The organism is Aliiroseovarius sp. PrR006 (assembly GCF_010500215.1).
GTDB lineage: Bacteria > Pseudomonadota > Alphaproteobacteria > Rhodobacterales > Rhodobacteraceae > Aliiroseovarius.
Window position 1 is genome coordinate 567,478 of the sequence record NZ_JAAGOY010000004.1, and the last position, 13,028, is coordinate 580,505.

A 13,028-nucleotide genomic window follows, 5' to 3' on the forward strand; every position below is an offset into this window, starting at 1 on the left:
CGCGCAAATCCGCGCCGCCAATCCGTTCTGTGAGGTCGCAGTTACGCTTTTCGACCGCGACCAACAGGTGCATAAGGGGCGCATGACTGACTCGCATGCACAAACCGTCCCTGTTTTGCCCGGCCATGACTGGCCCACGCTGGAACCCGGCTGGGTTTGGCTGTGTGGCGCTGGCCCCGGAGATCCCGGCCTTCTGACCATTCACGCGGTGAATGCGCTGATGCAGGCGGATGTGATCGTGCATGACGCTCTGGTCTCGCCGGAAATCCTCAGTTGGGCGCGCCCCGAGGCCGAGGTCATCTATGCTGGTAAGCGCGGCGGAAAGCCCTCGGCCAAGCAACGCGACATCTCGCTAAGACTGGTGGATCTGGCCCGCGAGGGCAAACGGGTGTTGCGCCTGAAGGGCGGCGATCCGTTTGTCTTCGGACGTGGCGGTGAAGAGGGGCAGACGCTTGTGCAACATGGCGTACCAATCCGCATCATTCCGGGCATCTCAGCCGGGATCGGCGGGCTGGCCTATGCCGGAATTCCCGTTACCCACCGCGATGTGAACCAATCCGTGACCTTCGTCACCGGCCATGACCAGTCGGGCAATGCCACTGGATCCTTGGACTGGCCGTCAATCGCGCGCGGCTCACAAGTCATCGTTATTTATATGGGCATGAAGCATCTGGAGCGTATCCGGTCCGAGCTGATTGCTGCCGGTCGCGGTGAGGATGAGCCCGTCGCCATCACCATGAACGCCACGACACCTGATCAGCGTGTGCTAGAAACCACCCTTGCCACCTGCGTTGAAGACGCGGATCGCGAAGGTATTGGTGCCCCTGCGATCATCTGTGTGGGACGCGCGGTATTGATGCGGCAAGCACTGGACTGGCAAGCGCTGGCCGCAGGGCTGGAACCGCGCAACACCGATCCACTGGGCCGTGGTCGCCCGGCCGAGGATCGCTGATGTCCGCGCCAACCGGCTTGATCCTGTCCGCGCCCTCGTCTGGCAGTGGCAAAACCACCCTGACCCTTGGCCTTTTGCGCGCCCTATCGCGCCGTGGCGTCGATGTCAGCGGTGCGAAATCTGGCCCGGACTATATCGACCCCCGTTTTCACGCCGCAGCCTGTGGGCGCGAATGCCCCAACCTGGACGCTTGGGCTATGGGACCGGCGCGGTTGCACGATCTGGCGCGCTCTGGCTCCGAACTTCTGCTGATCGAAGGGGCGATGGGGCTGTTTGACGGTGCGCCCCCGGAAGGGCGTGGCGCGACGGCGGATCTGGCGCGCGTGTTCGGACTTCCAGTTGTTCTGGTGGTCGATTGCGCCCGTCTTGCACATTCGGTCGCTCCGCTGGTGAACGGTTTTGCCCAACACGACCCAGACGTGCGCGTTGCGGGCGTCATCCTGAACCATGTGGGCAGCCCACGCCACGAGGCGATGCTGCGCGCCAGCCTTCAGGACAGCCTGATCCCGGTTCTGGGTGCCGTGTATCGTCAGTCGGGGCTTGAGCACCCCTCGCGCCACTTGGGTCTGGTCCAAGCCGAAGAGCATCCCGATCTGCAAGCCTATCTGGACCGCGTCGCGGATGTGGTCGAGGCCGCAATTGATCTGGACGCACTGGTTGCATTGGCCGGATATACGACCGAGGCTCCCGGCGCCGCAAACCGCCTGACACCTCCGGGCCAGCGGATCGCAGTCGCTTCGGACAAAGCGTTCGCCTTTGCCTATCCACACATCTTATCCGATTGGCGCGCTGCTGGGGCCGAGGTGCTGCCCTTCTCGCCGCTGGCTGACCACGCCCCTGCCCCGGACGCCGATTTCATCTTCCTACCCGGCGGTTACCCTGAACTACACGCGGGCAAGCTGGCCGCGGCGCAGACGTTCAAACAAGGGATGCACTCCGCAACCTGCCCGATCTATGGCGAGTGCGGCGGCTATATGGCTCTTGGCCGCGCGATCACAGACAAGACCGGTGAACGTCACGAGATGCTAGGACTCCTGGGGCTGGAGACCAGCTTTGCACAGCGCAAGCTGCATCTCGGATATCGGGCATTGCACGCCGCCGAAGGCCCGTTCGCCGGGAATTGGAACGCGCACGAGTTCCACTATGCCACCACGCTTCTGGCTGAAGGCGCACCTCTGTTCGACGCCACAGATGCCGAGGGGCGTGCTCTTGCGCCGATGGGATTGATTGAGGGCCACGTCTCGGGCAGCTTTGCCCACCTGATCGACCGGGTTTAGAGCGTTTCCACAACCGGCTGGATTTCACGTCGCGCGGAAACGATTTAACTGCGACATCAGCCCACATTCAGGGGTACAATTTCGCTCTGGTCAAAGCAGGCATGCATGGATACGCATATGCGCATGACCGATGCGATCCTGACACCTACCGACGACGCGCGCGCCAAGCGCAATGTGACTATCCTTGTGCTTGCGCAGGCCATTCTGGGCGCGCAGATGCCAATGATCTTCACCATGGCTGGCCTGGCCGGGCAATCGCTTGCGTCAAACCCCTGCTGGGCGACCTTGCCGATTTCTCTGATGGTGGGCGGATCGATGATCTTTGCCAACCCGGTGGCATGGGTCATGCAAACCTTCGGACGACGCATTGGGTTCTGGCTGGGCACACTGGGCGGCTCGGTCGGGGCCGCGATCAGCGCTTATGGCCTGATGCAGTCGGATTTCACGATCTTCCTGATCGGCTCGTTCTTCATGGGCCTGTATCAATCAGCTCAAGGGTTCTATCGTTTTGCGGCGACCGACACGGCCTCGGCCGAATTCCGGCCCAAAGCAATTTCCTATGTCATGGCGGGCGGTCTAGCCTCGGCCATTATCGGGCCGCAACTGTTCAACCTGACCAACGACGCAATGGTCGTGCCCTTCCTTGGTGCCTATCTGACAATCATTGTAATCAACCTTCTAGGATCGCTTCTGTTTCTGGGTCTGGACATTCCCAAGCCCGAAAAACCAAGCGAAGACGCCCCCAAGGGCCGCACCCGGATGGAGCTTCTGCGGGATCCGGTGATTGCCGTCGCGATCATCTGTGGGATGGTGTCCTACGCGCTGATGAACCTTGTCATGACTTCGACCCCGCTGGCGGTTGTCGGTTGTGGGTTTGAAACCGACATGGCAGGTAATGTCGTCACCGCGCACGTGCTGGCGATGTTCGTCCCCAGCTTCTTCACCGGCCACCTGATTGCCCGCTTCGGCACTCGTTTGGTCATCGCCGCTGGCTTGGCCATTCTGGGCCTCGCCGGGATCGTCGCCCTGCAAGGGGTCGAGCTTGAGAACTTCTTTATCGCGCTGGTCTTGCTGGGCGTTGGCTGGAACTTCGGCTTCATTGGTGCCACGTCAATGCTGGCAGGCGCACACGCGCCCGAGGAACGCGGACGCGTTCAGGGCATGAACGACATGATCGTCTTTGGCTGCGTGACCGTGGCTTCGCTGGCATCCGGTGGGCTGATGAACTGCTCGGGTGGTTCAGCAGTGGAAGGCTGGAGCGCCGTGAACATCGCCATGGTGCCCTTCCTTGCGCTGGCCGGTGCCTCGCTGATCTGGCTCATGATGCGTCCAGCCGACGAGGCCTGACCCCTCCAGCCCCTTTTTCGGCTGTCGCTCCTGCTCGGAATCGCTAAACAGCGGAAAATTCTGAATAAGGGACATGGAAATGAGTCGCGACATCACTCAGACCGACTATAAATTCGGGCCCGGGCAGGCGCTTGTGGGTGCACAAATGCTGTTCGTAGCCTTCGGGGCGCTTGTGCTGGTACCCCTCTTGACCGGACTTGACCCAAGCGTGGCTCTGTTCACGGCTGGCATCGGCACGTTGATCTTCCAGATCATCACACGCGGCAAGGTTCCCGTCTTTCTGGCCTCTAGCTTCGCTTTCATCGCGCCGATCATTTACGGCGTGCAAACCTGGGGCCTTCCTTCCACCTTGGGCGGTCTGGCCGCAGCAGGTCTGTTCTATGTGGTGATCAGCTTTGCCATCCGCATCTGGGGCTCGGACTGGCTGCACCGCTATCTGCCGCCTGTTGTGGTCGGTCCGGTGATCATGGTCATTGGTCTTGCGCTGGCCCCAGTGGCTATCAACATGGCAACCGGCGTTGCAGGTGACACGCAGATCATGCCGAAACCCTATGCGCTGATCTTGGCCGCTGTTTCGCTGGGCACTACCATGCTGATCGCGATCCGTGGACGTGGCATGGTCAAAGTTGTTCCGATCATCTTCGGCGTCATCGCAGGCTACGTTGCGGCTTTGATCCTTGGCGCCATCACCGGTGAAAGCCTTGTGAGCTTCCAAAGCTTCTCGGATGCGGCGTGGTTCGCCGTTCCCGGTTTCGTCGCGCCCGAGTTCAACATGGCTGCAATCCTGTTCATCCTGCCCGTCGCCATCGCGCCTGCGATTGAACATTTCGGAGACGTCATGGCCATCAGCTCGGTCACTAAGAAGGACTATCTGAAAGAGCCGGGCATCCAGAACACCATGCTGGGCGATGGTCTGGCCACCGTGTTCGCCGGTCTGGTCGGCGGCCCGCCCAACACCACCTATTCCGAGGTCACCGGCGCTGTCACCCTCACCCGCGTCTTCAACCCCGCCGTGATGACCTGGGCCGCGATCTTCGCGATTGCGCTGGCTTTTGTGGGCAAGGTCTCGGGCGCGCTGGGGACCATTCCGATGCCCGTCATGGGTGGCATCATGATCCTGATGTTTGGCATGGTAACTGTGGTTGGCTTGACTGTGCTGGCGCGGATTGGTGCGGATGCGCTGACCAACAGCCGCAACATGGTGATCGTGTCGACCGTTCTGGTGGTCGGAATCGGCGGGTTGTCGATCCCGTTCGGCGGCGGCTTTACCCTGGCGGGCATTGGTCTGGCGGGTGTCGCTGGCGTGATCCTGAACTTGATCCTGCCCAAGGAAGCCGAGCATATCGAGGCCTAAACCAGCCCTATGTCAGTAAAAACGCGCCCAGAAACGGGCGCGTTTTTTGCTTTTGGGCCGAGCACTCTGCCCTGACCAGCGCACTGCCCTAGAAGACTACGTTCAGCATGATCAGCGAGACGAGCAGGAACAGGATCGTCATGATCCCCCCGCTTTTCACGAAATCCATCACCTTATAGCCCGCCGGCCCCATGATCAGCGCATTCACCTGATGGGTCGGGATGATGAACGAATTCGAGGTCGAGATCGCCACCGTCAGCGCGAAAATCGCCGGATTGGCCCCCGCGGCCACCGCAATGGACACCGATAAGGGGACCAAAAGAACCGTTGCCCCAACATTGGACATGACCAATGAAAACACCGTCGCCAGAATAGCGACACCTGCCTGAAGCGACCAGATCGGCCAGCCATCCAGCACCGTCAAAATCTGTTGCGCAATCCATGCGGCCGTCCCCGTGTTTTGCACCGCCTGCCCCAGTGGGATCAGGCTGGCCAATAAAAACACCGTGTTCCAGCCAACCGCGTGATAGGCCTCGTCAATACTCAGAACCCGTGTCAAAACCATTCCCACAGCGCCGGTCAGCAGACACAGCGACAGGCGCACATCGGTGAACAGGATCAGTGACAGCGAAATCAGGAAGAAGAACAAGGCCCAGTTGACCTTGTGTGGCCGAAGCTCCTCTTGCGGGAAGTCGGCGGTCACCACGATAAAATCCTGATCGCGCTTCAGCCGCGTCAGGTTATCCCAACGCGTATGCGCCACCAGCATATCGCCCGCCTGAAAGGGGACCAAACCGATCTGTGTCGCCTCGTGATCTTCCGTTTTCACATGGCTTAGGGTTTCCTCGCCACGATGGATCGCCATAAGCCCCAGCCCATAGGTTTTCCGCAGCAAAATGTCCCGAGGGCTTTTGCCAATCAGCTTGGAATCCGGCGGGATGACCAGCTCGGCTACACCGGCATTCGTCTGTGCAAACTCTTCGATAAACACATCCAGATCCGGGCGAACCGTCAGACCATACCGCTCGGCAAAGTCGTGCACCGCGTGATCGCTGCCAATAATTGCCAAGCGGCACGGCGCGGCGATCTCGGCGGTTAGGATCTGGATCATCGACGCTTTGCCGCGATAGAAGGTCGAGATGATGTAGATATTGTTCTCGTTGTTGATGTCGGCAAGGATCTGCCCGACCAGAGGGCTGTCGGCAGGCACATCCACTTCGAACACCTGCGCGTGAAGCCCATAGACACGCTCAAGATACTCGGTCGTTCCCTGCCCCGAGCTTGGCTCGATCGGATCGGACGACCCCGGCAGCACCCAGCGGCCCAGAACAAGAAAATAAATAATCCCTGTCGCGATCAGCGCAGCGCCAATTGGGGCGACAGAAAATAGCCCGAAGGGTTCCATTTTCAGCTCGTCCGGCAGGCCTTCATTCGCGGTCAGGATCAGGTCGTTCAGCAGGATCAAAGGCGACGAGCCAACCATGGTCATCGTACCCCCAAGGATCGCACAGAATCCCATCGGCATCAGCAACCGACTAAGCGGAATGCCCGAGCGCACAGAAATCCGGCTGACCACCGGCAGGAACAGCGCCGCAGCACCGACGTTTTGCAGAAAGCTTGATATGAAGCCGACGGTCCCCGACACGATAGGAAGCACGCGAGCCTCGGACGTGCCGCCATGTTTCAATATGGCGGCCGCGACCTTGTTCATGATCCCGGTGCGATCCAGCCCCGCCCCCACAATCATCACCGCGATGATCGAAATCACGGCGTTGGATGCGAACCCGTCAAACAGGTGATTAACGTCGGCCAAGCTTTCGAGCCCCGGCAGATAACTCAGGATGCCAACAGTCACCAGAACAAGCAAAGCTGCCAAATCTATTCGAATAATCTCGGATACAAATAGAAAAACGGTAAATCCCAGAAGGCCCAGAACGACCCCCATCTCTGTCGTAAATACTATGGCGTCCATCCAACTCCCACTCTCGAAACCTCAGGGGCGCCCGAAACTGGCGGGTCCGAGGCGCCCTATAATACGTGATAGGATCCAGTCTGGACCGGACCCAAGAGCGCTGTCATGTATTTTTTTGGAATTTCGGGGCATTAGGGCAGAAATTTTGGATTAGCGCGTTGGCCCCAGTCGCCATCGAAAGCAGCGCACCAGAAATCGAGGTTAGGACAACAACTGGGTAAACACCCCGTTCACTTTGGCTCGTGGGATTGATCGTGCTCCTTGAATGCACGCTCTGCCATCGCGCTTGGACAATACTTACCGCACCCCTCATGGCAGCCACTGCGATAGCAGGGTATCGTGTTCTTTTCTAAACCGCTCCCCTCCATAGTCGATTGACTTCTCTCAACAACGTCAGCGACCGTAGCCTGTGGAATGCGTTTCTTAAATTGGATCCCGGCGAAATACTCATTCTTCCATCTGATCTTTCCGCGACAAGCATGGCCGCAGAAATAGAGGTCTACACAAGCATCCTGCGTGTGGATTGGTGCGGCCTCGATCTTCATGCCGTTCCGGTTGATGTCGACGATCCGTGTTATCGTACAACCACTCTTAATACTTACCAACACCGGCGTGTTGCATACTTCCCGTTTGGCACGACCGCGCAGGCCAATCCGGGCCAAGAGTGCGGCCAGGAGTGTCAGAAACCCCAGTACGCCACCGCTCAGCACAATCGGGTCTCCCGCACCACCTCGCTCGCCCGCCTGCCCTTCGCTTGGCAGATGGCGAAGGACGAGCGGTTTGCGCTGACTACCAGCTACCTCGGTTGAGGGAACAAACTCGCATCCGAAAACAACGGTAAGAAGCTCGAGCTCTTCTCGCAGAGACGATAGGTGCGACGCAAGCTGAGCATCGTTGCCAGACTGCGCCACTGCCCGATCCAATGCAGCGGCAATCGCACCCAGCGCATCCGAAGGGCTGACCACTCCGACGGGCATATTGAAGTCGCGCACGCGTTTGATGTGTTGGGATAAAGACGAGATCAACCGCTTTGTCGCGACTGCGTCCACGAAGTGTGGTGCACCTTGAGTTTGAGAATAAGCCACCTGAAGTTTGACCACATCGCGACAGATCTGCACGTCGTTCGCCAGCGCTTTTGATATCCAAAGACCGCAAAACAAAGAGACGAGAAAGGCAAATCTGCGTTGCATAGTGCAACCAGCATCTCAGAAGAGAATTACCAAACTGATAATTCTGCCAAGAGCGGTGGAATTATCCCACGCGTCCCGAACGACCACCGCGACGCTTGGGGGGCGCTGCGTCTTCCAATGCGGCGCGCAGAACTTCGGTCATCGGGTGATCCGGTGCCTTGGGTCCATAGTGCGCAAGCAACGTCTTGATCCGCTCAGGCTGAGGCATCTCGTGATCTTCAAACAGCGCCCAGTCCAGAAAGATCGACCGACATTCACCGGGGGTGATCCCCTCGATGACATAGCTGTCACGGATCAAGCCGCGCTGGTCGATGGCGTCGATAAGGTTCGTCATTTGGTCCTCCGGCGGGCCTTACCCGGGCGGGTTGGCCAGCACCTCATCAATGGCAAGGGCCGCAGCCCGCGCCTTTTCCTCCAGATCCTCGATCAGGGCAGCCTCACTCTCGGCCCCGGTCTCGCGTAGTAGCAGATCCTGACCGCCCTGCCCCAAAGCTTCAAGGTCCAAAGGACCGTCCGACAAAAGTTTGGACGCGGCCTGCAATCGCCACATTAGGTCATGGGATTGGGCCAGAGATCGCGCCTGACCGTCAGAAAACCAATCAATGGCGACACCCTGAGCGATTTGCTTGCCCGGTTCACGCGGTGTGTTCTTAGACAAGAGCGCGGCGGCCTGTGCCACAAGTTCAACATCCTGCAGGTGGCCCTCGCCCAGCTTGGCGTCCAGCGCGCCCCCGGCTTGTTTCGCGTCCGCGATGCGATTGCGCATCTCGATCACATCCGCAATCACTTTGACCGGGTCGCGCTCGCCAGCCAAAACTTCGGCCCGCGCGATCTCGTAATCCTTGGTCAGCCCTTCCGGCCCCGCCACAACTCGTGCGCGCGTCAGAGCTAGATGCTCCCACGTCCAGGCCTCGTCCCGTTGATAGGCTTTGAAGCTTTCGATCGAGGTCGCTACCGCCCCTTGCCGCCCCGAAGGGCGCAGGCGCATGTCGACCTCGTAAAGCCGCCCTTCGGCCATTGGCGCAGACAGCGCGGTCAGGAAAGCCTGTGTAAGCCGCGCATAGTAAGGCCGGGTTGCCAAGGGGCGACGCCCGTCCGACATATCCTCGCCTTGCGGGTCATAGATGATGATCAGGTCGAGATCCGAGGTCGCCGTCAGCGACCGTGCTCCCAGCGACCCCATGCCAATGATCACAGCCCCTGCCCCCGGTGGCGTGCCGTGTTTCAGGGCGAAATTATCGACGACAACGGGCCAGAGCCCGCGAATGATCGCATCCGCCAAGTCGGTATACTGCGTGCCAGCCTCGCACGCAGGGATCAGTCCGCGCAGGAAATGCACGCCGATACGGAAGTGCCATTCCTTCATCCAGCGTCGCGCGCCATCCAGCTTGGCTTCGTAATCTGGCGCTTTGTCCAGACGTGCGGCCAGTTCGGCCTCAAGCGCGTCGCCACCGGGCCATGGTTCGAAGAACCCGCCACCGATCACGGCGTCCAGAACCTGCGCGTTGTGGCCCAGATAGGCAGCGAGCGCGGGGGCTGTCGCGGCGATGTCGACGATCAAATCGACCAGCGTCGGGTTGGCTTCGAATAGCGAGAAAAGCTGCACGCCTGCGGGCAGACGCTTTAAGAAGCCATCAAACTGGATCAGCGCATCATGCGGGCGTGGTGCATCGGCCAGACGGGCCAGCAGATCGGGCTTCAGGCGATTGAAAATCTCGACCGCACGGGCCGAGCGCAGACAGGGATAGGTTTCCCAGCGCGCCACGATCTCGGCCTCGCTTTCAGACAGTTCGCGGCTGTCTGCCGTGGAACCGTCAGGTGCAAAGAAGCCCTCGGTGACCTCGTGTACTTCTGCCAGAGCATCATGGATGCGGGTTTTCAGCGCTTCCGTGTCGCCCTCGCCCATCATCCGGGCCAGACGATCGAATTCGTCGTCAGTTTTGGGCAGGTTATGGGTCTGCGCGTCACGGAACATTTGGACGCGGTGTTCGACCTCGCGGTGGAAGCGATAGTGGCCGGTCAGGATCTCAGCCACGTCGGTCGGAATCCAGTCCTTTGCGGCCAAGGCCGCCAAACCGGGCACGGTTTCGCGCATGCGAAGCCCTTCGTCGCGCCCTCCTGCGATGATCTGGCGGGTCTGGGTGAAGAACTCGATCTCGCGGATGCCACCACGGCCCAGCTTCATATCATGGCCGGGCAGCGTGATGTCACCATGCAGCCCCTTATGCTCACGAATGCGCAGGCGCATGTCATGGGCGTCTTGAATGGCGGCGAAATCCAGATGTTTACGCCAGATGAACGGGCGCAGACGGGTCAGATAGGCCTCGCCTGCTGCGATGTCGCCGCCACAAGGGCGCGCCTTGATGTGGGCGGCGCGTTCCCACGTACGCCCAAGGCTTTCGTAATAGCGCTCTGCCGCCTCCATCGAGACGCAGACCGGCGTCACAGACGGGTCCGGGCGCAGCCGCAGGTCGGTTCGGAAGACATAGCCGTCTTCGGTCAACTCCGAGAGCATCGTGCTCATCTTGCGGGTGGCGCGGACGTGGCTGGCGCGGGCCTCGTGAAAATCCGCGCCCTCGAACCGGCTGTCATCAAACAGCATGATCAGATCAATGTCCGAGCTATAGTTCAGCTCGTGTGCGCCCATCTTGCCCATGGCAAGTGCAACCATGCCGCCAGCGGTTTCGACGTCATTCTCGGTCATCCCGGGTAGCTTACCGCGCCGGATTTCGTTGCCAACTTGGAAGGTCATGGCCGTATGGGTGGCGAAATCCGCGAGATCGGTCAGCGCACCGGTAACTTGCTCCAGCTGATACACGCCTGCCAGATCGGCAAGCCCTGTCAGAAGCGCGATGCGCTGTTTGGCAACGCGCAGCGACGTGCGCAGCGCACTGTCGCTGTCGCGGTTCATGTCCTGCATGGCGGCGGAAATGGCGTCTTCCGGCGCGATGCTCAGCGCCTCGCGCAGCCAATCCGCCTGCTTCTCCATCAACCCTTTCAGATAGGGCGAACAGCCTGCAGCCCCAGACAACACCCCGCGCAGATCCGGCGTCAGATCCGCAAACAGCGCGTCGATATCCGCGGCGGGTTCAGCCTCGTAGGCGATCGGAGTGCGGGTGATGCGGGCGGCGAAAGAAGTCTGGCTCATATGCGCAAATTGCGCCGAGCAGCGGGGCGGGTCAACATGGGAAAGCAGCTTGCGACCATTAGACTTGAATGGATAGTGTCAGGCGAAACGTCGACGACAGGAGCCTCCATGTCCAAAAGCCTGAAACGGGTTAAAGCCGCCTTAGAAGACGCTGGCATCGCCGCGGGCGTGATCGAAATGTCCGAGGGCACCCGCACCGCCGCAGATGCCGCCCGCGCTTGCGGCTGCGAGATTGACCAGATCGCCAAGTCGATCATCTTTCGCGGCGAGACCTCGGGCCATGTGGTGTTGTTTCTAACCGCTGGCGGCAATCAGGTGGATGCCGAGAAGGCCTCGGCGTTGGCCGGCGAGCCTCTGGGCAAGGCGGACGCCAAATTGATCCGCGCCGAGACCGGGTTTGCCATTGGCGGCGTGTCCCCGGTCGGGATGACCAGTCCGGTCCGCGCCTTCTATGACGCGCGCCTTCTGGAATTTGATGAGGTCTGGGCCGCTGCGGGCACCCCACGGCATGTATTCCCTGCCGCACCAAGCGATCTGATCCGCATTTGCGGCGCGCAACCGGGGGACTTTACCTGAGCGTTAGCCGCAGCCCGACCCGGCTGCCTGCGTCAGAAGCGTCAGCAGACGCAGGAACTCGCTTTGATCCTCAGACGAGAGCTGCTCCAGCATCTCTTTATTCTGCTCACCGATGATGCCGAAGATGCTGGGCATCAGCGCCCGGCCCTCTTCGGTCAGAAACACGCGATGGGTGCGCCGCGACTGTTTGTCCTGCTTGCGTTCGACCAGCCCCTGCTTCTCAAGCGCATCCAGCGCACGCGAAACCGTATACCCCGCCAGCCTCAACCCGTCCCCAATTTCGGTCTGGCTGGCGCCCTCTTTCTCGGTCAGGGCCATCAAAACAATGAAGTGATCCATCTTTAGCCCGTGGGCCTTCAAGCGCGCCTGCATCTGGGTTTCGGTCATACAAGCTAACCGTTGCAGCATCCAGCCAGCACTGGTGGTGCGTGTAAGATGCGCCTGATCGCGCAATGTCGGGTGCATTGTGTCGGGTTGTTTCATGGTCACACCTCGGCGGGTTTGTCGCGGCAACTGGCCACAATATATGCGGCATCATTTGCAATTGCAACTTTCTGCTTGCTATATTTGCAATTGCAAGTATCGTGACAGCAGTAACCAGCGAATGAGAAAAGCCATGAAACGCTATCACCCCCTCCTTGTCGCCCTGCACTGGCTTGTTGCCCTGATGATCATCGTCGCCTTGGTCATGGGCTCGAATGTTCTTGCAGCCCTGCCGAATGATCACCCGGATAAAATGTTCAGCCTTCGTGGTCATATGTCGATTGGAATTACCGTTGGCATTCTGATGGTCGTACGCCTCGTCACACGCTTGCGCAGCACGCACCCACCAAAAGCGGATACCGGAAACGGCTTTCTGAACTTCGCCGGCACCGCGGCCCATTGGGTGCTGTATATCCTCATCTTCCTGATGGTCGCCAGCGGCCTCGGCATTTCAATCGGCGCCGGGCTGCCCGACATCGTGTTCTTTGGATCTGATGCCCCTCTGCCCGAGAGCTTCGACCACCTCGCCCCACGCGCAGCACATGGTGTCATATCAAAACTTCTAGCCCTGACCATTCTGGCCCATATCGCGGGCTGGGCGTATCACCAATTCAAGCTGAAAGATGGGCTTATCAGCCGGATGTGGTTCGGTCCGCGCAGCTAACCGCGCCAAAACCTCGACAGAAAGCCGCCGCGATTGGCGGCTTTTTTCGTTTATATTCTGCCCCT

The 13,028-nt window shown here is 60.0% G+C and carries 11 protein-coding genes; 6 read left to right on the top strand and 5 right to left on the bottom strand.

Annotation, left to right across the window (positions count from 1 at the left end; translation table 11 throughout):
• The first annotated feature begins 82 nt into the window (after positions 1–82).
• From cobA to G0Q00_RS02880, 4 genes are all read left to right on the top strand, one after another.
• Entirely contained in the window at positions 83–952 is an 870-nt protein-coding gene (gene cobA / locus G0Q00_RS02865; RefSeq protein ID WP_163036212.1) for a uroporphyrinogen-III C-methyltransferase, read from the top strand.
• Positions 952–2,229 (top strand): cobyrinate a,c-diamide synthase, encoded by a 1,278-nt coding sequence (locus G0Q00_RS02870; protein WP_163036214.1) that lies wholly within the window; start codon positions 952–954, stop codon positions 2,227–2,229. Before cobA ends, G0Q00_RS02870 begins: the two co-directional genes overlap by 1 nt.
• Before the next feature lie 123 nt (positions 2,230–2,352).
• On the top strand, positions 2,353–3,576 hold the full coding sequence (locus G0Q00_RS02875; protein ID WP_163038256.1) for an MFS transporter: 1,224 nt from the start codon (positions 2,353–2,355) through the stop codon (positions 3,574–3,576).
• 79 nt (positions 3,577–3,655) lie between these two features.
• Positions 3,656–4,930: a uracil-xanthine permease family protein gene (locus G0Q00_RS02880; RefSeq protein ID WP_239058307.1), complete on the top strand. Its 1,275-nt coding sequence runs from the start codon at positions 3,656–3,658 to the stop codon at positions 4,928–4,930.
• A gap of 88 nt (positions 4,931–5,018) precedes the next feature.
• Here G0Q00_RS02880 and G0Q00_RS02885 read toward each other — a convergent pair whose 3' ends face one another.
• From G0Q00_RS02885 to G0Q00_RS02900, 4 genes are all read right to left on the bottom strand, one after another.
• Complete coding sequence (locus tag G0Q00_RS02885) at positions 5,019–6,902, bottom strand: SLC13 family permease (protein ID WP_163036218.1); 1,884 nt, start codon at positions 6,900–6,902, stop codon at positions 5,019–5,021.
• A gap of 230 nt (positions 6,903–7,132) precedes the next feature.
• Positions 7,133–8,092: a hypothetical protein gene (locus tag G0Q00_RS02890; protein WP_163036220.1), complete on the bottom strand. Its 960-nt coding sequence runs from the start codon at positions 8,090–8,092 to the stop codon at positions 7,133–7,135.
• A 61-nt stretch (positions 8,093–8,153) separates the two neighbouring features.
• Positions 8,154–8,426, bottom strand: a complete 273-nt coding sequence (locus G0Q00_RS02895; protein WP_163036221.1) for a hypothetical protein — start codon at positions 8,424–8,426, stop codon at positions 8,154–8,156.
• Positions 8,427–8,444: 18 nt separating this feature from the next.
• Positions 8,445–11,240, bottom strand: coding sequence for a glutamine-synthetase adenylyltransferase (locus G0Q00_RS02900; RefSeq protein ID WP_163036223.1), 2,796 nt, complete (start codon positions 11,238–11,240; stop codon positions 8,445–8,447).
• A gap of 108 nt (positions 11,241–11,348) precedes the next feature.
• On the opposite strand from G0Q00_RS02900, the gene G0Q00_RS02905 reads away from it, so the two are divergent.
• On the top strand, positions 11,349–11,816 hold the full coding sequence (locus G0Q00_RS02905) for a YbaK/EbsC family protein (RefSeq protein WP_163036225.1): 468 nt from the start codon (positions 11,349–11,351) through the stop codon (positions 11,814–11,816).
• Positions 11,817–11,819: 3 nt separating this feature from the next.
• On the opposite strand, the gene G0Q00_RS02910 is transcribed toward G0Q00_RS02905, so the two are convergent.
• Positions 11,820–12,299 carry a MarR family winged helix-turn-helix transcriptional regulator gene (locus G0Q00_RS02910; RefSeq protein WP_163036227.1) on the bottom strand — a complete coding sequence of 160 codons (480 nt, stop codon included), beginning with the start codon at positions 12,297–12,299 and terminating at the stop codon, positions 11,820–11,822.
• Positions 12,300–12,432: 133 nt separating this feature from the next.
• Between G0Q00_RS02910 and G0Q00_RS02915 the strand changes: the two genes are divergently transcribed.
• Positions 12,433–12,963: a cytochrome b gene (locus G0Q00_RS02915; protein ID WP_163036229.1), complete on the top strand. Its 531-nt coding sequence runs from the start codon at positions 12,433–12,435 to the stop codon at positions 12,961–12,963.
• Positions 12,964–13,028 lie beyond the last annotated feature (65 nt).

Bases quoted from the DNA above. Each gene is read 5' to 3' on its own strand.
- G0Q00_RS02875 (WP_163038256.1), top strand. From the start codon at position 2,353: ATGACCGATGCGATCCTGACACCTACCGACGACGCGCGCGCCAAGCGC.
- G0Q00_RS02880 (WP_239058307.1), top strand. From the start codon at position 3,656: ATGAGTCGCGACATCACTCAGACCGACTATAAATTCGGGCCCGGGCAG.
- G0Q00_RS02900 (WP_163036223.1), bottom strand. From the start codon at position 11,240: ATGAGCCAGACTTCTTTCGCCGCCCGCATCACCCGCACTCCGATCGCC.
- G0Q00_RS02895 (WP_163036221.1), bottom strand. From the start codon at position 8,426: ATGACGAACCTTATCGACGCCATCGACCAGCGCGGCTTGATCCGTGAC.
- G0Q00_RS02915 (WP_163036229.1), top strand. From the start codon at position 12,433: ATGAAACGCTATCACCCCCTCCTTGTCGCCCTGCACTGGCTTGTTGCC.
- G0Q00_RS02910 (WP_163036227.1), bottom strand. From the start codon at position 12,299: ATGAAACAACCCGACACAATGCACCCGACATTGCGCGATCAGGCGCAT.
- G0Q00_RS02885 (WP_163036218.1), bottom strand. From the start codon at position 6,902: ATGGACGCCATAGTATTTACGACAGAGATGGGGGTCGTTCTGGGCCTT.
- G0Q00_RS02890 (WP_163036220.1), bottom strand. From the start codon at position 8,092: ATGCAACGCAGATTTGCCTTTCTCGTCTCTTTGTTTTGCGGTCTTTGG.
- G0Q00_RS02905 (WP_163036225.1), top strand. From the start codon at position 11,349: ATGTCCAAAAGCCTGAAACGGGTTAAAGCCGCCTTAGAAGACGCTGGC.
- G0Q00_RS02870 (WP_163036214.1), top strand. From the start codon at position 952: ATGTCCGCGCCAACCGGCTTGATCCTGTCCGCGCCCTCGTCTGGCAGT.
- cobA (WP_163036212.1), top strand. From the start codon at position 83: ATGACTGACTCGCATGCACAAACCGTCCCTGTTTTGCCCGGCCATGAC.